This is a genomic window from Desertivirga brevis, assembly GCF_017355835.1.
Genome location: NZ_JAFEWF010000001.1, coordinates 308309 through 328948 on the forward strand (window position 1 = coordinate 308309; position 20640 = coordinate 328948).

The 20640-nt window shown below is 41.5% G+C and carries 15 protein-coding genes; 8 read left to right on the forward strand and 7 right to left on the reverse strand.

Going from position 1 to position 20640, the window contains the following annotated elements:
- Positions 1-19: 19 nt before the first annotated feature.
- Genes J4N25_RS01365 through J4N25_RS01395 form a run of 7 tightly spaced genes read right to left on the reverse strand, consistent with a single transcriptional unit; the run spans position 20 to position 6397 of the window.
- Complete coding sequence (locus tag J4N25_RS01365; RefSeq protein WP_207420344.1) at positions 20-1090, reverse strand: hypothetical protein; 1071 nt, start codon at positions 1088-1090, stop codon at positions 20-22.
- On the reverse strand, positions 1077-2747 hold the full coding sequence (locus tag J4N25_RS01370; RefSeq protein ID WP_207420345.1) for an NAD(P)-binding protein: 1671 nt from the start codon (positions 2745-2747) through the stop codon (positions 1077-1079). The genes J4N25_RS01365 and J4N25_RS01370 overlap by 14 nt, the downstream gene beginning before the upstream one ends.
- On the reverse strand, positions 2725-4233 hold the full coding sequence (locus tag J4N25_RS01375; protein ID WP_207420346.1) for a polyamine aminopropyltransferase: 1509 nt from the start codon (positions 4231-4233) through the stop codon (positions 2725-2727). The genes J4N25_RS01370 and J4N25_RS01375 overlap by 23 nt, the downstream gene beginning before the upstream one ends.
- A 5-nt stretch (positions 4234-4238) precedes the next feature.
- Entirely contained in the window at positions 4239-4463 is a 225-nt protein-coding gene (locus J4N25_RS01380) for a DUF350 domain-containing protein (RefSeq protein WP_207420347.1), read from the reverse strand.
- Positions 4464-4511: 48 nt separating this feature from the next.
- The gene (locus tag J4N25_RS01385; protein ID WP_207420348.1) at positions 4512-4688 is read right to left on the reverse strand and encodes a hypothetical protein; all 177 of its coding nucleotides are present in this window, start codon (positions 4686-4688) and stop codon (positions 4512-4514) included.
- Positions 4689-4691: 3 nt separating this feature from the next.
- Complete coding sequence (locus J4N25_RS01390) at positions 4692-6041, reverse strand: DUF4178 domain-containing protein (protein WP_207420349.1); 1350 nt, start codon at positions 6039-6041, stop codon at positions 4692-4694.
- 2 nt (positions 6042-6043) lie between these two features.
- On the reverse strand, positions 6044-6397 hold the full coding sequence (locus J4N25_RS01395; protein ID WP_207420350.1) for an S-adenosylmethionine decarboxylase family protein: 354 nt from the start codon (positions 6395-6397) through the stop codon (positions 6044-6046).
- A gap of 218 nt (positions 6398-6615) precedes the next feature.
- Here J4N25_RS01395 and J4N25_RS01400 point away from each other — a divergent pair, with 218 nt between their 5' ends.
- From J4N25_RS01400 to J4N25_RS01435, 8 genes are all read left to right on the forward strand, one after another.
- Positions 6616-7929 carry an SWIM zinc finger family protein gene (locus tag J4N25_RS01400; RefSeq protein ID WP_207420351.1) on the forward strand — a complete coding sequence of 438 codons (1314 nt, stop codon included), beginning with the start codon at positions 6616-6618 and terminating at the stop codon, positions 7927-7929.
- A complete protein-coding gene (locus J4N25_RS01405) occupies positions 7926-9395 on the forward strand; it encodes a DUF5691 domain-containing protein (protein WP_207420352.1) in 1470 nt (489 codons plus the stop codon). Before J4N25_RS01400 ends, J4N25_RS01405 begins: the two co-directional genes overlap by 4 nt.
- Positions 9396-9406: 11 nt before the next feature.
- Entirely contained in the window at positions 9407-10489 is a 1083-nt protein-coding gene (locus J4N25_RS01410) for an ATP-binding protein (RefSeq protein WP_207420353.1), read from the forward strand.
- 3 nt (positions 10490-10492) lie between these two features.
- Complete coding sequence (locus tag J4N25_RS01415) at positions 10493-12733, forward strand: DUF5682 family protein (RefSeq protein ID WP_207420354.1); 2241 nt, start codon at positions 10493-10495, stop codon at positions 12731-12733.
- A 6-nt stretch (positions 12734-12739) separates the two neighbouring features.
- Positions 12740-13879 carry a vWA domain-containing protein gene (locus J4N25_RS01420; RefSeq protein ID WP_207420355.1) on the forward strand — a complete coding sequence of 380 codons (1140 nt, stop codon included), beginning with the start codon at positions 12740-12742 and terminating at the stop codon, positions 13877-13879.
- Positions 13880-14048: 169 nt separating this feature from the next.
- Positions 14049-15407, forward strand: a complete 1359-nt coding sequence (locus J4N25_RS01425; protein ID WP_207420356.1) for a rhamnogalacturonidase — start codon at positions 14049-14051, stop codon at positions 15405-15407.
- A gap of 460 nt (positions 15408-15867) precedes the next feature.
- Entirely contained in the window at positions 15868-19011 is a 3144-nt protein-coding gene (locus tag J4N25_RS01430; RefSeq protein WP_207420357.1) for a SusC/RagA family TonB-linked outer membrane protein, read from the forward strand.
- Between the two features lie 11 nt (positions 19012-19022).
- Positions 19023-20639, forward strand: a complete 1617-nt coding sequence (locus tag J4N25_RS01435; RefSeq protein ID WP_207420358.1) for a RagB/SusD family nutrient uptake outer membrane protein — start codon at positions 19023-19025, stop codon at positions 20637-20639.
- Position 20640: the final 1 nt, after the last annotated feature.

Below are 20640 nucleotides of genomic sequence, written 5' to 3' on the forward strand. Positions count from 1 at the left end.
ACAAGTAACAGTGATCCGATCAAAATTTCTTTCTAATTTTCCAAATGAAGCCATCAAGAACGTAATGGGTGGATTGAGGAAGGGCAAGCAGTGGAACCAATAACGAAAGTAGTTGACGTTCTTCAATCTTTGGTAAATTTGAGAATGCGGGAAAAAGGTCATTATGTTCCTTCCAGATCAAGCCATCCCAAAGTCCTTCTTCCGCGTATGCCAAAGAAGCAAGGATAAGGATGAAGACTACAACGCCATACTTGCCAAAGGAAAACTTTAAGACCTTGCTTCCTTCAGACATCTCTTTACTATATCTTTTCTTTTCGAAAAACCAGATTAAAGCCATGTAGGGGATACCATGCGATAAGACGTTGAGGGTAGTGAAGGCCATATCTCCATTATAGTAAACTATCCCAAAATACCAGGATAAGACTGTGCCCAGGATCAAGATATTTTTGGGGACATTAAACTGCTTACGTTTGTATAACAACGCTATCTCCTTAAGGATGTAAAGTACAAGTACAGCAACATATGCCCAGCCGAATAGCTGTGATAGGAAGGGCAGAGGATAACGAAGGAAATCGTTTTCAATAAACCAATTGAAGTTCCGGTTCGGGTTAAGATGCCAGAAGCAGATCGGATAAATGGTTGCTGAATAGATCGTTAGAGAGTCGATCACTACGGATAGTTTATCTTTTTTCTCGTGTCGTGAGTATAAACGCATGATCCCGTACTGTTGCCGGATAAAGTGAAATACCGCCAGATAAGCTAATACGCGCCAGAACAATAGTTGATCAAGGCTGTAGAAAACGACACTGATGACGTAGCAGAACAAAGGAACCGCCACTAATAAGGATTTTTTTGATTTGAGTTCCCTGGGGTTAAAATAGGTGCGGTATAAAGTGCTGTAAACATGTGCCACATCCACAAATACAATCAATATCAGCCAATAAAGAGCAGGCATTGCCTCTGATTCCTTAAACTGCATCGGGAAAAAACCGACTATCAACAAGGCCAGATAGGGTGGTAGCAGGATAAAAATAGTGTCAGAGCTGGCAGAATTTAGCCAGGGTTGCTTGATCTCCTTAAACTTTTCCATTCGAATTGAGTACTTGTTTGGCTGCCTTTATTCCCTGGTAAAAGGCTTCTTCGAAAATGGAAACTCCACTTAGATCACTATGTCCAAAAAATATCTGATCATTTAGAGGCTGGTTAGCATTTCTTCTGCTTTCGCCCCAAACAAAACCTCTTGCAGGACTTATCATTCCATGTCCCCAAACCCAGAACTCTACATTTTCAATCTGTTCCGTGATATTAGGATGCAGGTACTCAAGCTCGGGCACTACTATGTCGAGCCATTGTTCATGATTCCTAGCGTATGCAGCTAGCCGGGCAACACGGGTATCGTGATCGCATAATGGAAGATAGTATGTAATGATCTTGGAACCGCCCTCTGCTGTAATATCCTGGTGATTTGCATTGACATAACCAACGGAAGGCGTGTTATAAGCTACATTATCCCAGGAAAGTGGCGCGCCCGGTGCTCCTGTTAGGCCTTTAAGTGTAATGTTGGCAACCAGCCAGGGTGCATAGTTAAAGTCGTCATAATCCACCTCCGTCCTGGTAAAATTTCTAAGCAATTTCCTTGTTACATATTGAGGTGTTGCCATGATCAATTTTTCTGTTCTTATCTGGTAAGATTCCTTTTTCTTCAGATCATACACGTCGACCAGCATAAAAGACTTATCTTCCTTAATTCCATAAACAAGTGTAGAGGAACGGACGTGCCGTTTAAGTCCGGCAGTAAGACCCTGCATCAAAAATCCGTTTCCTTCCGGCCAGGTTAGAACTGTTGAGCTCTCGGCGTTCACCGCTTTTCCCTTTCTACCTGCAAAGTAATGCAAACCCGCCCATGCTGATATCTTATCAAGCTTCTGGCCATAATCGTCCTTACAACAATATTCAAGATACCATAGGAGGTAAGGGGAGTTGAAGCCGTTTTTGTTTAAGTAATCGCTGAATAATAGTTTATCGAGTTTCCGCCATTCGGCATCTGTCGAACTTCGATCCAGGGGAATATCGAAGGCGTACTTTCCATCATTTCCTCTAACATATCTCAGTTCCTCCATTAAAGCCAGAAATCTTTTTATCTGGTCTTTATCCTCTGCTGGTATACCAAATTCAGGAATAAGGCCTTCCTGCCACTGTCCGTTGATGAGTAATCTTTCCTCAGGGTCGAAACAGAGTGAATATTCATTATAAAAAGGGAGACCGTTCTCGAAATGAGTGATCAGGTTACATTCCTGATAAAAATCAATCAGATCTTTATTTTCATTATTGGCAGGGGTAACATAGTGTGCACCCAAAGGGTATTTTGAAACCTTCGATTCCCCGAACTTTGAGTTTCCCCCTGGCTGGTTCTCTAATTCCAGCAGTTCAAAATTCTCTAAGCCATTTTTCTTCAGCCAACGCGCAGCTGAAAGACCGGAAATTCCTCCTCCAATAACTAAAACACCAACATCCCTGGAGTAAGAGGGTTTAGGCAGTGATACCTTGTCCCTCAGAATATGTCCAGCGCTTGCATCGGGTCCTTTAAGTTCCGCTGGTATACCTGAATAAGGAGAAGACCCGGGCTTAATTTTTCGGATACAGGCATTGAGCGCAATGCCAGAACAAATAAGTCCCGCACGAAGCATAAATCCTCTTCTGCTGATACTATTTGTAACTGAGTTTCTAAAGAACCGATGCCCACTCATCCTCAAAATATTTCACCAGCACCTGATTGTTCAATTTATTCACTTCCGTCTCTCTCTTGGCCATGTCTTTTGGAAAATACAGCATTTGATCCATGCTTTCCTTACTTACGAACTTAAGGTTGGAAATAAAGGAATTCGGCTTCTTATAGAAACTCTTCTTCATCGCCATGATATATCCCCATTCGCCGAAAGATGGAACATAGTTATGATAGGGAACAGTGTGCAAACCTACAGATTCAAGGGTTTTATTGACGGTCCAGAACGATTTAGGGGCTACAAAAGGAGATGTAGATTGTACGACCATGATCCCGTCAGGATTTAATAGTTCCTTAATTATTGAATAAAAGGAATTTGTATATAATTTTCCTACAGAATAGTTAGAAGGATCCGGGAAATCAACAACTATAAAATCAAAGGTATCCTTTTGCTGACGGGCCCAGGTAAAAGCATCTGCATTAATCACCTTCACTTTCTTCGACAGTAATGATTTCTTGTTCAAACTCAATAACATCTCATTCTTTTGAAACAAAGAGGTCATTCCTTTGTCCAGGTCAACAAGGGTAATTTGCTCTACATTAGGATATTTAAGTATTTCTCTAACCGCCAAACCGTCGCCGCCTCCCATTATCAAAACCTTACGTGCTCGCGGCAGAGCCTGAAGTCCGGGATGTACCAGGGCCTCATGATAACGGTACTCGTCGTCGGAACTGAACTGAAGATTTCCGTTCAGGAATAAACGCAATACTTTTCCTCGTTTAGTTAGGATGATGCGTTGGTAAGAGGTACTCTTGGAATAAATAATGGTGTCATTATAACTGAGACTTTCAGAGAAATTGGTGATCTTTTCGGCGTAAACAAAACCCAGCAGCAGACCAAGGATACTTATTATAGAGGCAGATTGAAGGTAATTAACCGCTGGTATCTCTTTTTTAAAATTTACACAGACCAATAAAGCAACAGAGACATTGAGGATACCAAACAGATATGCTGTTTTTACCAAGCCTAAATAAGGGATCAATACCAGCGGAAAGATAAGGGATGCAAGCAAGGCCCCAATATAGTCGAAGGTAAACACCTTCGACACGAGATCCTTAAACTCAAAACGGTTCTGAAGGATACGCATCAGCAAGGGGATTTCCAAACCTACCAATATCCCCGTAAGGGATACCAGACCGTACAACAGTACCCTGAAAGAGGCAATGCTTTCAAATAGAAGAAATAGTAAAGTAGAACTTATTCCACCAACAATTCCAACCAATATTTCTATTTGGATGAACCAGGATAAGATATTTTTCTCAAAGTACTTGGACAACCAGCTGCCAATTCCCATTGAAAATAAATAAACACCAATAATGGTAGAGAACTGCGTTACGGAATCTCCAAGAAGGTAACTGGCAAGAGTTCCGGCAATCAGTTCATAAATTAACCCGCATGTTGCAACTACAAATACAGAGAGCAGCAACACTGCAGGAAGTTTGTTATTCATATTTTCTATCCGTGAATGGCAGAACTAATAATTATAGCGATAGCAATAATAAATGCAGCACAAACAATAGCAAGTGCGTTATTCTTCTTATCAACGATCTCTTTCCAGAGATTTTCCGGAGTGATCTTTTCTATTATAACGAAGGAAATAACCAGGATTACAATACCAAGTACTGAATAAACCAGGGATGCAACTAAATACTTGTAATTGATCAGTTCGTGTAAACTCATTTTCTTATTTTTTTGAAGTTTTCTTATTATTTGAGATGACTGGTTAACCTACTTGTGGTAAAACCTTGCTCCTGAACCAAAATGTCCACGGCTCGTATTTGTATACTCGGTGTTTTTTTCTGCCTTATCTGCCCAAAATGTGATTCCATTCCAGGTAGCATATCCAAAATAAAACAGAATAACCAGCATAAATCCTATATAGTATTTTAATGGTTTGATATCCATATCTTAATTATCAGTTTCGTAAGGAGAATAGTCACTGTTCATCCAACGCTTCCTTTCGAAGCTTGTCCAGCGGATGTAACTAATGATTGGGTAAATACTTAGTAGAAGCCAGACTAGTAGGATGTTACGCCACATCAATACGTTTGCAGTCACCGCAATATGGAGATAGGTTTGAGTGGGATCACCTGAAGCTGGATAAATATTAAGATGATATTTACCTTCAGGGATTTTCGAGAGGATTATAGATTGGCTCTTCGATCCCTCAGACCATGATTCACCACTTTCATAGCCGTGATAGTATTCAATTCCTTTAGTTACTTCCCAGGTTTCATTTGTGCCTTCGTTAACCAAAACAACTGTCGCTTCCATCCAGCTATTATCAACATTTGCGCGTACTTCTATTTCGAGTGTTGTTCTCCCATATGGTTGCTCAAAAGAAGAGCTTAGGAATGGCTTGTATTCGTAAGTGCCTGAACTGGAACCCAAATAACTAGTTGAATCTGAGGAGTTTCGCTCAAATGAAATATTAAAATCACTATTAAGCAATTCCCGCTCGGGCCTGATTGTCCTAAAAAGGAATACAACCAGCAATACAGCAAGAGCAGCTAGAATACTGACCTTGGCCAGGGTGTCAAAACTAGCTCCCTGTCGGGACGGCTGATTTGCCCCAATCTCAACTTTAGGTGGAAAACTCTCCGCGTTCAATCCAAAACCTTCAGCAATTTCTTCCAGCTCAGTATATTCCCCCCAAAAATACTGTGCTTTGTTACTTCCGGAGTTTCCAACTTCCTTGAAAATAATAAAGGGTGGGGCAATGAATTCGTGCACCCTGGGGCGGTCATCCATAACATCGGAATCGAATTCCCCAATTGCACCAGTAATTACAGGCGTATACTTATTAAAAATCCGGTAATCGATATTGTTATGGGTGGCAGTTGTTGAATCGCTATACGCTTTTTCAAGGGAAGGTTCCCATGTCTGGTCAACAATAAAATTCCAATGACCGTTAAACTCCGACAATGTTGCATATCCCTTCTCGTAGTTATATAGCAAATATTCTTTCCAGCCATAGCTTGTACCTTTCTCTTTCTTTTCGAGGTAGGCTATCACCCGGAACTTATGGTCCTTTAAGGTTCCTAGGGCCCCAAGTGGAATAAGGGGTTTTGCTTTAACAGGAGGAACGTTTTTTTGGACTTTCGGTGTATAAGCAGTAACAAAACGAATAAAGGAATTACACGAACTGCAAATACAATAATCACTTCCATCAGGATCATAAAGTGTAATTGCTTCATGGCATTTCGGGCACTTGAAGGTTTCCGGTTCCGGAAAAGAAAGCTGTTTTACTGTTGCCATAATTAGCGCCTTAATTCGGTTTTCTGCAATTCGCTGCCTTCAAAAAATGCTAAGACTTCCGTGTAGATCGCTCTAACCTTTTCCGTATTGTCCTTCCTGAAATTGGAAAGGAATATATCAAAAGTGGCAAGCTGAAACTCCGGCCAGGTATGTATAGAAAGATGGGATTCTGTAAGACAAATTACAGATGTGAAGCCTCCCTGATCGAAGTCATGATAAACTTCGCCAACGGAAGATAGCTCAAACCTCGTGATGAGTTTTTCAAAAAGTTCTCTCGAAGCTACCGAAGAGTAGAGAAGATCAGCTCTCTCAGTTTTAAATTCAGCTAAAATGTGTAACCCGGGATTATATTCCATATTGCAATAAGGAATTCAAAAATAAATATTATTTGAATATATGGAAATACGAGGGGCCAGGTAAGTGCATAACACATATTTTTTTCGCACATCATTCTTTAAATTCTTACAAATTTTTATGTTTGAGAGAATTAAATCATTTCTAATGCGAAATAAACCTTGTCTGGAAACCTCAAATAAAAACATTTCTATAAACTCTTATACTCTTGCTATTTAACATGCAGTTTACGCAGGAACAGATTACTAAGCTAGCTCCCGATGATGCTTCAGCCAAAGCAGGTAAAGCTCTTGCCAGTAATTCCAAGTGGGTATTAAGGTGCGTGCATGAGAAAGCCTTGTGGGGTGACTGCCAGGGAAGTGGTAAAAATCCTTACAGAACGATTGTAGATCTAACTAATCTTGCTTTCAAATGCTCTTGTCCCAGTCGCAAATTCCCCTGTAAACATGGGCTTGGCTTACTCTTCCTTTACGCTGCCAACCCTGATGTGTTTTCTGCAGAAAAGGAACTGCCTGAACATGTAGGTGAGTGGCTTGGCAAGCGCGCCGAAAGGGCAGAAAGCAAACCCATTCCGGTTGAAAAAGCAGCACCGGATGAACAGGCACAGCAAAAACGTATTGAAGCAAGAGAGAAAAAGGTAAGGGGCGGCATTGAAGAATTAAGGCTTTGGATGAAGGATGTGGTAAGAACTGGAATTATGAATGTGCCACAAGATCCTTATCAGTTTAATCAAAATATCATTGCCCGGATGGTTGATTCTCAGGCCGCTGGATTAGCGAATCATTTAAGGAGGATCAACAAAATTAACTATTACCAGGAAGGCTGGCAGAAGGCACTTATTAAGCAGTTAAGCAAGACCTATCTGTTAACAGAGGCATATGAAAATATTGAGGCCCTAAACACTGAACTTCAATCAGACATTAAAACCTTAATAGGATGGAACACACCGAAAGAGGATGTGTTTAATTCAACAGGTATAAAAGACGAGTGGCTGATCTTAAGTATTTCGAACGAAGAAGAGGGAAATTTAAGGACCGAAAAGATCTGGCTTTATGGTTTAGGGTGTCAAAAATTTGCACTTATCCTAAATTTTTATGCTGGGGCACAACTTAGTGGACACGCTTTTGTGGAAGGGGGAACAGTAAAAGGTGAACTGGCGTTCTACCCGTCAACAACCCCGCTACGGGGATTAATGAAAGAACCGTTTGAAATAAATGGAAGGTTCATACAACCTGGCATTAGAAGTTCTATATCAACACTTTTGGAGGATGTGACAAGTAAATTTTCACTTAATCCGTTTGTTTCTGAATTACCCTTTATTTTATCTTCTTGCCGGATAGCTCTTAATGGAAAAAACTGGTACATTATAGGAGATGATGGGAGTGGTTTGCGACTTTCTAATAATGAAGAGGAATGCTGGACTGTCCTTTCGATCAGTAAAGGAAAAATGTTTCCTTGTTTCGGGATCTATGAAAATGAGTCGTTCAATATCCAGGCTTTATGGCCTTCCAATAGATACTATTCGATAAAATGAGCCTCCAGAACGATATTATAAAAACAGCCCTGCTGGGTACTGACAAAATACAATTTCAACTTCCAGAAGAGTTGTCGGATATTAGGGATGGTATCACCGCAACGCAGGAGGATAAAGAAGATGCCTTCCTAAAATCGGCTGCAATAGCTTTTCTCTATGAGGAGAGCGGCCAGGAGGCTAAGAATGCATTAAATGCTATCCCTGAATGTCCTGATGATACCAGCGAAGAGTTGAGTGCAAGTACAAGTCAGCACTTAGAAGATGCGCTCCTATCAAAAGACGAAGTATTTTTCGAATACCTGTTAACCAAAACCCTCGAGGCCGATAAAACCGTTTCTTCTAAATTGGTACCGCTGTTGCTAAACAAAGCAATTGAACAGAAAAGAAAAGCTGAAAAACTGATCGCTGTTTGCGGGAAAACAGGAGAGTGGCTTTGCTCTTTAAACCCAAACTGGCAGAGACTAACCCTGAGGAATGAGGAGCAAATCGATTGGGAAACGGGGAGCCTCGAAGACCGTAAGCTCTTTCTGGCACGACTAAGGACGACAGATCCTGATAAAGCTTTGCAGCTTCTCCAGGCAGTATTTGAGCAGGAAAATGCAAATAATAGAGCTGAATTTCTGGAGATACTAGAAATTGGTATATCGGTACAAGATGAAGCCTTTCTACTGGAAGCATTAAAAGATAAAAGCAAGAAAGTGAAGGAAGTAGCCCTGAGATTACTTCAACCCTTACAGGGAACAGAAATTAACAACCTTTATATAAACTATTTTCTGGATTCTGTATCAATTAAAGAAGAACGTAGTCTGCTTATTCTTAAAAAAAAGGTCATCGAAATAGATCCAGCAGTCCTTCCATCTGATGACATGTTCAGATATGGGATAGAGAAAGTCAGTTCTGTTAAAGGTGTGGACGACCAGATATTCTGGCTTAGCCAGATCCTAAGTTTTATAGATCCTTCTGCTTTAGAAGAACGGTATCAAATAACCCAAGGTGAGTGGTTTAAGCTATTAATTGAGCATAAACAAAGCTCCGTTTTTATTCCTTACTTAGCCACTGCTGCTATTCGTTTCCGGAACACACCTCTTGCTAAGAACCTCCTCGCTCATGTCGAAGCTTTTCGAGAGGAATTACTCTTGGTCCTTTCTGAGGATGAACGCTACGAGTGGTATGATAAATACCTGGAGTCGAGGTTTCCCATTATATTAGGACTGTTGCTCAATGATCAGTATTCGATAATTCCGCAACAACTGGCAGAACGGATTGTAAAAAGGCTGGCGGTAAATCCATACGTGATAACCCAGCCAATCTATACGAGGCTGGCTCTATCGCTACCAGTCAGCATTAGGATCTTTTTGAGCAAATATATTGAGGAAGGTGCTGACGACTATCAGAGAAGATACTTTAGTAGCCAGGCGTCTAATATGTTACATTATATTGAATTAAGAGAAGGTTTAACATTTTAAATAAAGATATTTTGACACAAACTATTTTGCGGCAAGCAGCTGAGCAGCAATTTGCGCAGGAAATTGAAGAAATAAAGTTACAGGATAAACATGCGAAACCTGTCAGTTGGCAAATGTCACCAAATGCTGTGGTTACCTATCTTATGGGGGGAACGCTGAATAATGGCTTTGAGATCACTCCAAAATATATTGGTAACAGGCGTCTGATGGAAATTGCAGTTGCAACTCTTACTACCGACAGAGCGCTCTTACTTTACGGGCTACCGGGAACAGCGAAATCATGGGTATCAGAGCATCTTGCTGCGGCTATTACCGGCGACTCTAATTTGGTAATACAGGGTACAGCAGGTATTAGCGAAGAAGCTGTTCGGTATGGTTGGAACTATGCTATGCTTTTATCAGCGGGACCAGTAGCTGAAGCCATTGTGGAAACTCCGGTAATGCGGGCAATGAAGCAAGGGAAGATCGTTCGTATAGAAGAACTTACAAGAATTGGCTCTGATGTTCAGGACTCCCTTATCACCATCCTTTCCGAAAAAATGCTTCCAGTCCCGGAACTTAATACTCAGGTGCAAGCTGTACGCGGCTTTAACGTGATTGCAACCGCTAATAACAGGGATAAAGGTGTGAATGAATTATCCAGTGCTTTGAAACGTCGTTTTAATACTGTTATCCTACCAGTTCCTTCTAGTATGGAAGAAGAAGTTGATATCGTTCAACAACGAGTATCCAGCTTTAGCAGAGCTATAGAACTACCAATACAAAAACCAGTAACAGAAGAAATTAAACGGATTGTTACCATCTTTAGGGAATTGAGGAACGGTGTTTCTTTGGATGGAAAAACAAAACTTAAATCTCCGTCTGGAACATTAAGTACCGCCGAGGCTATTTCTGTTATGAATAGTGGCCTGGCCCTGGCTTATCATTTTGGTGATGGCCTTGTGAAGGCTGATGATATAGCAAGTGGTGTGATAGGCGCTGTAGTAAAAGATCCGGTTCAGGATAAGATCGTGATGCAGGAATATATGGAGACCGTGCTTAAACAACGTGACGGCTGGAAAGATATTTATCGTGCTTGCCGGGATATTATTTAACCTATGGCCATTCACTTACTAGGTATAAGGCATCATGGACCGGGTTCTGCACGGCATGTACTGGAAGCGCTAAAGCAAATCAAACCGGATATTATCCTTATTGAAGGACCTCCGGAGGGAGAGCATATGCTTCCCTGGGTTCTCCACGAGGAAATGAAACCTCCTGTTGCCTTACTTGCTTATGTACCTGACGACCCTCAACGTGCAGTATTCTACCCATTTGCGGAATTTTCACCTGAGTGGCAAGCGATCAGATATGGTGTAGAGCATAAGAGACCGGTAAGGTTTATTGATATGCCTCTGGTACACAAACTCGCCATTTCGCCTTCAAAAAAAGAAGATACTATTCCTTCGGATCTTAACGAAGAAAGCCTTGAAGCAAGACAGGAAATCGGGGATGTTGAAACTATAAGGAGAAATCCTCTTTCTTACTTGGCTTCTATTGCAGGCTTTGAAGATGAAGAGGAATGGTGGGAGCACCAGTTTGAATTAAACCAACAACCACGGGAGGTATTCTTGGCTATCGCTGAGGCAATGGGAGCTCTACGGGAATTACTTCCTCAGCGGAAGGATCAGCGGGAAGAAATTAGAGAAGCGTTTATGCGGCGCGGAATACGGACGGCAGAAAGAGAAATGTATACTGAAATTGCCGTAATATGCGGAGGGTGGCATGTACCTGCACTGCAGAACATGCCGAAGCAAAAGGACGATGATGCCTTGCTTAAAAATCTTCCTAAAACAAAAGTAGAGACCACCTGGATTCCATGGACTAATGACCGTTTGAGCTTTGAAAGTGGATACGGAGCGGGAGTAAATTCTCCGGGCTATTATGCTCACATCTGGAACAAGCCTGAAGATGATGGGACAGTTTGGCTTTCCTACGCAGCAAGAGTGTTCAGGGAAAACAAGGTTGATATTTCATCAGCTCACATCATAGAAGCCGTACGCCTTGCAAATACGCTCGCGGCTATCAGGGACCTAAATCGCCCGGGATTAAAAGAGCTCAACGAGGCAACACAGACCGTGATGTGTATGGGAGACGATATTCCCATGCAATTGGTTCGGCGCGATTTGATCGTCGGAAAGGAACAAGGTGAAGTGCCGGAAGGAGCACCACAGGTACCTATCCAACGTGACTTGGAGCAGCAGGTAAAGGGTATGCGATTAAAACTCGCCATCGAAGACAAGGTTATTAGTCTCGATCTGAGAGAGAGTAGCGGTTTGCAGAAAAGTATCCTTTTTCATCGCCTCCTGGTCTTAGACATCCCTTGGGCTAAACAACAAAATACTTCTGGTAAGGGGACATTTAAAGAGGAATGGCGCATGAGATGGACTCCGGAACTTACCATCCAACTTCTGGAAAAAGCACCATGGGGAAATACTATTGAAGCAGCTTGTAACCATTATCTACAGAATAAAGCATTAAATAGTAAACAACTTTCGGAAATAACAGAACTGGTAAGTAAAGCACTTCCCGCGGATCTGCATGCAGGTATAGAGGTGGTGATGAAAAGAATGGATGAACTGGCTTCGGGCACAACTGATACCGCCATGCTCATGGACGCCTTTAATCCACTTGTACAGGTGAGCCGGTACGGTAACGTCCGCCAAACAGACCAGGAGACTGTTCAGGTAATTCTAAGATCAATATTCTACCGTATGGTTGCAGGTTTACCAATAAGCTGCACTGGGATAGACGAAGAACAATCGGCGGATATGGCAGAAAAGATCAAAGCTGTAAATAATGCAATCCTTTTCCTTGACGAGGAAGAACTTAAGAACACATGGCTGGAAACATTGCTGAAGATCACAACCGTAAAGCAAGTGTCGCCGCTGGTACATGGGATGAGTTCAAAGATCCTTTATGATCTTAAGTATATTGACAGTGAGCAGACAGCTGCAGAGTTTAGTAAAGCATTGTCACCAGGCCATGATCCTTCTTATTCAGCTGCCTGGGCAGAGGGCTTCCTAAAAGATTCTGCCACTATTTTGATACTTGACGATGATATCTGGAATATTACCAATAATTGGCTGGCGAGCCTTGATCAGGAGGTATTCCTGCAGGTTGTGCCTTTACTCCGCCGGACATTCGCGGTGTACAATTCTGTTGAAAAAAGCAGGATAGCGCAAAGGGTGAAATACAGCAAAGAGGGTGGGGAAAAGCGAGAAGCCGCAGTAACCATTAATAAAGAAAGAGCATCCAGGGTACTGCCAATACTAGGTACTATCCTGGGAATAAAATAAGGAACTATGCAGGAAGAACTGGAGAAACGCTGGAGATTAGTATTAGGTTCTGAAACCAGAGACGAGCTTTCAGTAGATTTAAGTAGACAAGAAACGGGCATTGACAACACCCTTCAGGCCTTGTATAATTCGGACCGGAAGGGAGGACTTGGTCCCTCATCCCCAAACGTTTCCCGGTGGTTGGGGGATATCCGGGAATACTTCCCTAATACCGTGGTTAAGGTGATGCAGCAGGACGCCCTTAAACGGCTTAACCTTACCTCCATGTTGACCGAACCAGAGATGCTCGAAACGGTAATTCCCGATGTACATCTCGTAGCCAACCTGCTTACCTTGGGCCGTGCTATACCGGAGAAAACCAAATCAACCGCCCGAATGGTTGTTAAGAAGGTTGTAGATGAATTATTGCAAAAACTTACAGCACCTACACAACAGGCTATTTCCGGAAGTCTAAATCGCTCAGCGAGGAACAGACGGCCCAGGCATAACGAAATTAATTGGTCAGAAACGATCCGAAGGAACCTTAAGCATTATCAGCCAGATTATAAAACCGTAATCCCAGAAACCAGGATTGGCTTTGGCAGAAAAAGAAAGGCGCTGAAAGACGTTGTGTTATGCATTGACCAAAGTGGCTCTATGGGAACATCGGTAGTATACTCAGGAATATTTGGAGCAGTAATGGCTTCTATTCCAGCGGTAAACACAAAGATGGTAGTCTTCGATACCGAGGTAGCAGATCTCACGGAAGAATTACAGGATCCGGTAGAATTGCTTTTTGGTGTTCAACTTGGGGGTGGGACAGACATTCATAAGGCCCTGACTTATTGTTCTCAAATCATAACCCGTCCCTTAGATACAGTCCTGGTGCTGATAACAGATCTCTATGAGGGTGGAAATCAACAAGAGATGCGAAAGAAGGCAGCCCAGCTTGTTGACAATGGAGTACAGGTGATCACATTACTTGCCCTTAATGATGACGGTTCTTCCTTCCATGATCATGGCAATGCTGATTTCCTGGCCTCTATTGGTGTGCCTGTTTTTGCTTGTACACCTGATCTTTTTCCCGACTTGATGGCTGCTGCATTAAGTAAACAAGATATAAACCAGTGGGCCGGTGCTAATGATATTAAGATGAGTGGGAGATAAAAATAGATAAAAGCTTCAGGACCATTCTTCAGATGCTGGCAGCTTTGGTTGCCACAAGGTTATTACATATCGTTGTGGCAGGATGCTCTTTGAATTTGTAATTTTACCCACAATTAAAAGGAAGTTCAAATACTTCCAGACCAATTTATCCTCTAGAATTAGAAATTTAATGACTACAAGAAACTTCAGGCTTGCATTATTGCTCTTGGTTGGCCTAACACTGAACTTTAAAAGTTACGCGAAAGAGATTTTTCCTGACGGAACCCCAATTCCTGAATGGTTCAGGCAAAATAAACCTACTGATATTAGCAAACTAGGAAAGCACTATCGCATTTCCGATTTCGATGTAGTGAACGACAGCTCTATCATTCAAACCAAATTAATCCAGTCTGTCATTGATAAAGCCAGTGCCGATGGTGGTGGCGTTATTGTCATTCCTAAAGGAACTTTCCTTAGCGGTTCATTATTTTTTAAAAAAGGAACTCACTTACATCTTGAGGATGGAGCGAAATTGAAAGGTAGCGACGACATTACAAATTTTCCGCTGGTTATGACACGGATGGAAGGGCAAACATTAAAATATTTTGCTGCACTTGTCAATGCCGATGGCCTAGATGGCTTTACAATATCAGGCAATGGAACTATTGATGGAAACGGCTTACGTTATTGGAAATCCTTTTGGCTTAGACGTGAATTCAATCCCAGCTGTACTAACATGGATGAAATGAGACCGAGACTAGTTTATATTTCTAACAGTAAAAATGTTCAGCTTTCAGGAGTTAAATTAATGAACTCGCCATTCTGGACAACCCACCTTTATAAATGCGAGAATATAAAGTTGCTCGACCTCTATATCTACTCACCTAAAGAGCCCGTGAAGGCTCCAAGTACTGACGCTGTAGATATTGATGGCTGCAAAAATGTGCTTATCAAAAACTGCTACATGTCTGTTAATGACGATGCTGTAGCCTTAAAAGGAGGGAAGGGACCTACTGCCGATAAGAATCCGAACAATGGGAGTAATCAAAATATCATTATCGAAGATTGTACCTATGGATTTTGCCATGGTGCTTTAACCTTCGGAAGTGAATCCATTCACGACAGGAACATTATATTACGCAGAATTAAAATAAGTCACGCAGAGCGCCTGCTTTGGCTGAAAATGCGTCCTGACACTCCGCAGAACTATGAATATGTATTGGTAGAGGACATCGAAGGCCATGATATTGGAAACTTTTTATTTGTGCGTCCCTGGACTCAATTCTTTGATCTGAAAGGTGAGCAGGTGGCAGGAACCTCGAACAGTCGCAATATCACAATGCGAAACATTAAGTTGGATTGTGAGAACTTTTTTAACGTTGGTGTGCCGAAAGAAGTGGCACCGGCAAAGGGTTTTGGATACAAGCTTTCAGATTTTAAGTTTGAAAACCTGGAAGTAACAGCAAAAAAGTTCACTGAAATCGATACTTCGTTAATAGAGAACTTCAAACTCAAGAATGTAGTGGTTAATAAAAAGAAGATTTATTAATAAAACTATTATCAACAGGTCCGCCACTTAAACAGTATTTCTGTTTTCTGGCGGACTTTTTATTTTAAGCCCATCCCTTCGTTAACAAATTCCTCTATTTATTCAAATAGCTGGTACAATCCCCTTAAAACCCCTTTTTTTGTAACATCTCCCGCTACTTATGCAACAGTAACATAACCTAACGGTGCATAAATCAACGACTTTAGCATAACGAAAAGAAGGATCTTTTCTATTATAAACTAACCAAGTAAATTTATGCTAACACTACTTTTGCCGCAAACTTTATTGGCACCTCTTAATCTCGTAAAAAACACAAAATCAAGGTTAAATCAAACCTCTTTCAAGCAGAGGAAAACCTTCAATTAAATTCAATATTAAACCAGGATTCAAAAGATTGTTCCAGCTTTCAGCAGAAAGTTTACGACAAGTAATTATAGGGCAATCTTTAAATTTTCATTGTATGAAAGGACTTTTATTTAAAAACGCAATAATCCCTTTTTTGCTTTTTTTCGTTGCACAGGTAACCTTTGGTCAGAGTGCTGAAATAGTAGTTAAAGGATTGGTAAAAGATGGAAGGGGAGAAAGCCTTCCGGGTGTGAGTGTGACCGTTAAAGGAACAACTAAAGGTGTTGTAACTAACTCTCAGGGGACCTTTACAATTAAAGCTTCCTCACCTGATAATATTCTTGTTTTCACTTTTCTGGGTTTCGATAAGGTTGAACGAAGGATTGGCAATGACAGGAATATTAACGTCGTTATGAAAGAACATGCTAACGAATTAAACCAGGTAGTAATAATTGGATATGGAGAAGTTGCCAGGAAGGATTTAACTGGTGCGGTAGGACAAGTTAAGGTTGAGGAACTACAGAAGGCACCTGTTAGGTCATTTGAGGAAGCATTAGCTGGAAGAATTGCCGGTGTACAAGTTAGTTCACCAGAAGGACAACCGGGCATGTCTAGTGATATTGTGATCCGTGGCGCCAGTTCCATAACACAGGATAATTCTCCTTTATACGTTGTTGATGGCTTTCCGCTTGAGAGTCCCCACAACAATACATTGAACCCCTCAGAAATTGAATCTATAGAGGTATTAAAGGACGCATCAGCCTCGGCAATTTATGGAGCGCGGGGAGCTAATGGGGTGATCATTATTACGACAAAAAAGGGCAAAGCTGGTAAACCCGTCATAAGTTACGACGGTTATTATGGCTCTCAACAAGAGATAAAGAGAGCACAATTGATGGACCCTTACGAGTTTGTGCGCTACCAATTGGAACTAGACCCGGTTGGAAAGGGAGAAGCATATACACCGCCGGGAAAAACGCTAGAATCTTATCGAGGGGTACAGGGTGTTGATTGGCAGGAGCAGGTATTCAGGGGCGCAGGTATGAACAATCACAATCTTTCTGTCAGGGGAGGAAATGAACAAACTAAATATTCCATCTCAGGCTCCGTTATGGGTCAGGACGGGATAATTATTAATTCCGGGTTCAAACGATATCAAGGGAGGATTGCATTGGATCAGAACATTAGAAAAGACTTCAGAGTGGGGATAAATGCCAACTATGCAAATACAAGGATTAACGGAACAACACCCTCAACTTACAATGGAAACAGTAATTCTTTAAGTCTTCTTTACAGTGTTTGGGGATATAGACCGATTAGTGCGAGTGATGTACCCCTGGAGGACCTGATTGACTCGCCAATGGATCCGGAAGTAGATGAAACTGCTGATTACCGGTACAATCCAATCCTCTCGGCCAGAAATGAGCTAAATAACAATTTCGATAACTCTCTTATTGTTAACGGATACGCGCAGTTTCCTGTTTTTAAAAACTTGACGCTAAGAGTAACAGGCGGAATTACTAGGCAAACAACACGTTTGGAAACGTTCTATAATAGTCAAACAAAGTATGGTGATATAAATAGTGCCCAGGGAAGCAGAGGGGCAAATGGAAGGTTGACTAGTCTTGAAAAGAACGACTTCCTCAACGAGAACATCCTAACCTACAAAAGGAAATTCAATAGGTTTCATAACCTTACTGTATTAGGAGGTTTCACCATGCAGGAACAAAAGAACCTTAGCTTTGGGTACCAGGCCTCAGGCCTGCCCAATGAAAGCCTTGGATTAAGCGGACTTGAGGAGGGAACTGCACAAACACTTAATTCGTCTCGTACAGAAAACTTCCTCATGTCGTATCTTGGAAGATTAACTTACGATTATAAATCTAAATATTTATTTACCGCTTCTTTTCGAGCTGATGGTTCATCTAAATTTTCCCCGGCAAATAAATGGAGCTATTTTCCTTCAGGAGCTTTTGCCTGGCGTTTGAGTAATGAAAAGTTTATGAAAGGCTTCAACTTCATCAATAATGCAAAATTACGTACCAGTATAGGAGTTACAGGAAATAATCGCGTGTCAGACTTTGCTTATCTGTCGACAGTTACTTTCCCTATTTCCAGATATTATACCTTCAATAATGCTTACTTTATTGGAGCAATACCAACAACACTCGGAAATAAAGACTTACGCTGGGAAACAACCTTACAAACGGATGCTGGTATTGATCTATCTCTTTTTAAATCAAAGTTAAACATAACCGTCGATTATTATAACAAGCGAACCTATGATCTACTACTTAATGCTCAGCTACCATCAACAACAGGTTATCAGAATGCATTTAAAAACATCGGTGAGGTTAAGAATGCCGGATGGGAATTTGAATTGAGCACAACGAACTTTAATAAAAAGGATTTTAAGTGGAACACCTCCTTTAACATATCCTTTAACCGGAATAAAGTTGTTGAGCTTACCCAAAATCAGGAAAGTATGCTAACCAGTATTGGTTGGGAGACTGGATATAGCAACATCCCGCCATACATTGCTAAAGTTGGTCAACCCATTGCACAGTTTTATGGCTTCAAATGGTTGGGTAACTATCAATTCAACGATTTCAATCAAAACCCCGATGGTTCATATACCTTGAAACCTTCAGTCCCAGACAATGGAACTGGAAGAGACAAAGTTCAACCCGGAGATATTAAATACGCAGACATCAATGGTGACGGAACAGTTAACGCATCCGACAGAATGATTCTAGGAAATCCCAACCCTGACTTTATCGGCGGACTTTCAAATAACTTCAATTATAAGGGATTTGACCTCAATGTGTTCTTTCAATGGTCGTATGGAAATGAACTTTTGAATGCCAATCGTTTAGTGTTTGAAGGCAGTTCAAGACTTAGTCTTAACCAATATGCAAGCTATGCAGATCGTTGGACTCCGGAGAATCAGAACAACACCTATTTCAGAACGAAAGGATTTGGACCTACGGCTTATTCGTCCAGGATAATTGAGGACGGGTCTTACCTGCGACTAAAAACAGTGTCTCTTGGATACAGGATTCCCGCGAGGCTGTTAAAATCAATAAACGTCAGCTCTCTAAGAGTATATGCTTCCGCACAAAATCTGGTAACATGGACAAATTATTCAGGCCTAGACCCGGAGGTATCAACAAAACGGGCTGCACTTACTCCAGGTTTTGACTACGCCGCCTACCCAAGAGCAAAAACTATTGTGTTTGGCCTGAATGTAGCACTTTAAATCTTTAAGAAATGAAATTGAATACAACAAATATCCTGTTTCTAACTTTGTTCGCTTTTTCATCTTGCAATGAAAAGCTAGAAACAAAACCCTCTGATTTTTTAAGCCCGGTTAATTATTATGAAACAGAGGCTCAACTAAATGCTGCATTAAATGGTGTTTATGATCCTTTAGGGCAGGAGGCTATGTACGGCAACGGCTTATTAACTTATCTTTCTTACGGAAATGATGAGGCGATATGGAGAGCCTCGGGCCAAACCACCGGCCCTATGGTGTATAATTACGATCCTTCTGAAGCTAATATTGATAACCTGTGGACTGCCTTATATTATTGTATTAACCGGGCTAATGTACTGATCGAGAACATTGAAAAAGCTAATGCAAGCGACAGAGCAAAGGAGATCATCAGAGCCCAGGCATTGTTCCTCCGTGGATATTACTATTTCATGCTAGCTGACAACTGGGGTGCGGTTCCAATTAAACTCAGTTCTACACAGTCTGCAAACGATGTGAACATTCCCTCGTCACCCGTAAGTGAGGTTTTCGCAAGGGCAGTTTCAGACATAGAAGCTGCGGAAGCTCTATTACCTACAGCATCGGAGTGGGGAGATAATTCGGCTGGCAGGATCTCAAAAAATACTGCAAGGGGAATTCTTGCGCGGGTTTATCTTACCATGGCAGGGGAACACCTGAAAGACACGGGTAAATATCAGGATGCCCTTAAGTGGTCGAAGAGGGTGATTGATTCAAGGGAAAGCTCATTAAATCCAGATTATTCACAGGTGTTCATCAATCATTGCCAGGATAAATACGACAATATCTACCGTGAATCAATGTGGGAGGTGGAGTTTTACGGAACAAAATCGGACATCTATGGTGAGGTGGGTTATAATGGCAACAGGAACGGTATTGCGTCGAACAACATAGACTTTCCGGGCTATGGATATGCCTTCTTATTTGCCACGGCAAAACTTTTCAATAAATATGAGTCAAGAGGAACCGGAGCTAATGAATCTTCACCGGACGAGAGGAGGGACTGGGCTATTGCTCCTTATACATGGAACGACAATACCAAAACGAAGGTAATGATGCCTTATAACGCTACGAGTCCCTACAATCGTTACCCGGGAAAATGGCGCAGGGATCTTGAAACTAATTTGCCCAGGAACAAGAACTACAGTGGTGTTAATTTTCCACTGCTTAGATACGCCGACGTTCTTTTAATGTATGCAGAATCTGAGTTTAGAGTTAATGGTGCCACTGCCGATGCATATAACGCAATTAACCAGGTAAGAAGACGTGCTTACGGCAAGCTGAAACCTGGGGCATCTAATTTATCAGAAGCTGACCTATCTGGTTTAAGTGATGAGGCATTTTTTAAGGCTATTGTGGATGAACGGATGCGGGAGCTGGCATTTGAATGTTTGCGAACTCACGATCTCAAGCGATGGGGACTGCTAGTTAGTACGCTAAAAGAATTTGCCGCAGACATAAAGCAAAATGCACCTGCAAATCGAAAATTCTCATCAATAGTTGGTGATAATGTTCAGCCAAGACATTTCTACTATCCGATTCCCAGTAGGGAAATATCGTTGAATAAGGCTATAGAACAGAACAGCAATTGGTAAC

Coding starts and splice junctions, on each gene's coding strand:
- J4N25_RS01365 (WP_207420344.1), bottom strand. CDS start 1,090: ATGGAAAAGTTTAAGGAGATCAAGCAACCCTGGCTAAATTCTGCCAGC.
- J4N25_RS01370 (WP_207420345.1), bottom strand. CDS start 2,747: ATGAGTGGGCATCGGTTCTTTAGAAACTCAGTTACAAATAGTATCAGC.
- J4N25_RS01375 (WP_207420346.1), bottom strand. CDS start 4,233: ATGAATAACAAACTTCCTGCAGTGTTGCTGCTCTCTGTATTTGTAGTT.
- J4N25_RS01380 (WP_207420347.1), bottom strand. CDS start 4,463: ATGAGTTTACACGAACTGATCAATTACAAGTATTTAGTTGCATCCCTG.
- J4N25_RS01385 (WP_207420348.1), bottom strand. CDS start 4,688: ATGGATATCAAACCATTAAAATACTATATAGGATTTATGCTGGTTATT.
- J4N25_RS01390 (WP_207420349.1), bottom strand. CDS start 6,041: ATGGCAACAGTAAAACAGCTTTCTTTTCCGGAACCGGAAACCTTCAAG.
- J4N25_RS01395 (WP_207420350.1), bottom strand. CDS start 6,397: ATGGAATATAATCCCGGGTTACACATTTTAGCTGAATTTAAAACTGAG.
- J4N25_RS01400 (WP_207420351.1), top strand. CDS start 6,616: ATGCAGTTTACGCAGGAACAGATTACTAAGCTAGCTCCCGATGATGCT.
- J4N25_RS01405 (WP_207420352.1), top strand. CDS start 7,926: ATGAGCCTCCAGAACGATATTATAAAAACAGCCCTGCTGGGTACTGAC.
- J4N25_RS01415 (WP_207420354.1), top strand. CDS start 10,493: ATGGCCATTCACTTACTAGGTATAAGGCATCATGGACCGGGTTCTGCA.
- J4N25_RS01420 (WP_207420355.1), top strand. CDS start 12,740: ATGCAGGAAGAACTGGAGAAACGCTGGAGATTAGTATTAGGTTCTGAA.
- J4N25_RS01425 (WP_207420356.1), top strand. CDS start 14,049: ATGACTACAAGAAACTTCAGGCTTGCATTATTGCTCTTGGTTGGCCTA.
- J4N25_RS01430 (WP_207420357.1), top strand. CDS start 15,868: ATGAAAGGACTTTTATTTAAAAACGCAATAATCCCTTTTTTGCTTTTT.
- J4N25_RS01435 (WP_207420358.1), top strand. CDS start 19,023: ATGAAATTGAATACAACAAATATCCTGTTTCTAACTTTGTTCGCTTTT.